Source organism: Streptomyces sp. PR69 (genome assembly GCF_026420845.1).
GTDB lineage: Bacteria > Actinomycetota > Actinomycetes > Streptomycetales > Streptomycetaceae > Streptomyces.
Window position 1 is genome coordinate 1 of sequence record NZ_JAOWCB010000088.1, and the last position, 1,037, is coordinate 1,037.

Here is a 1,037-nt window from a genome sequence, read left to right on the forward strand (position 1 = left end):
TTGGGCGAGCGGTTCATCAGCGCGCGGGCTGCTTCGGCGGCGGTGGCGGTTCCGTCGATGACGGACACGACGACCTCGGTGATCGGCATCTCGACCCCATGCTGTCGCGCCAGGTCGAGGATCGAGCGTGAGGACGTGACTCCTTCGGCGGTCTGGCTGGTCGCGGCCGTGGCCTCGGCGACGGTCATGCCCTGGCCCAGGCGCTCACCGAAGGTGCGGTTGCGGGACAGCGGCGAGGCGCAGGTGGCGGCGAGATCACCGACTCCGGCCAGCCCGGAGAACGTGAGCGGATCGGCCCCCAGGGCCGTGCCGAGACGGGCGGTCTCCGCCAGCCCGCGGGTCATGAGCAGGGCTGCGGCGTTGTCGCCGAGCCCCATCCCGGAGGCGAGCCCGACGGCCAGAGCGATGACGTTCTTGACCGCGCCGCCCAGCTCGCAGCCGACGACATCGGCGTTGGTGTACGGGCGGAAGTACGGGGTGCGGCAGGCGTGCTGAAGTGCTTTGGCGGTGACTTCGTCGCGGCAGGCGATCACTGAGGCGGCGGGTTGCCGGGCTGCGATCTCGCGCGCGAGGTTCGGGCCCGAGAGGACGGCGATTCGCTCGGGCGGGAGTCCGGTCACCTCGGCGATGACCTCGCTCATCCGCAGGCCCGTGTCCGTCTCGATGCCCTTCATCAGGCTGACGACGACTGTGCGCTCGCCAATGTGCGCCGCCCACGCGGCGAGGCTTTCGCGAAGGGACTGGGCGGGGATGGACAGCATGAGGAGGTCTGCACTCTGGAGGGCTTCCGCGGCATCCGTGGTGGCCCGCAGCGACGCGGGGAGGGTGATGCCGGGCAGGTAGCGGGGGTTCTCCCGCCGGGCGTTGATCGACCCCACGAGTTCCTGGCGTCGTCCGTGGAGGATCACATCGTTTCCGGCGTCGGCCAGTACAGCCGCGAAGGTCGTGCCCCACGAGCCGGCCGAGAGCACCGCAACTCGGTTCATTCTGTCTCTTTCCCTTGGTGTGCTGTTGCGTGCGGGCGACCCTAGCGGCGG

Annotated in this window: 1 protein-coding gene; it reads right to left on the reverse strand. The window is 70.3% G+C overall.

The genetic code is table 11. From position 1 onward, the window contains the following. Positions 1-986, reverse strand: a 986-nt coding sequence (locus OF819_RS29005; RefSeq protein WP_267246629.1) for an NAD(P)H-dependent glycerol-3-phosphate dehydrogenase, incomplete at its 3' end; no start/stop codon positions are given. Between the last annotated feature and the right edge of the window lie 51 nt (positions 987-1,037).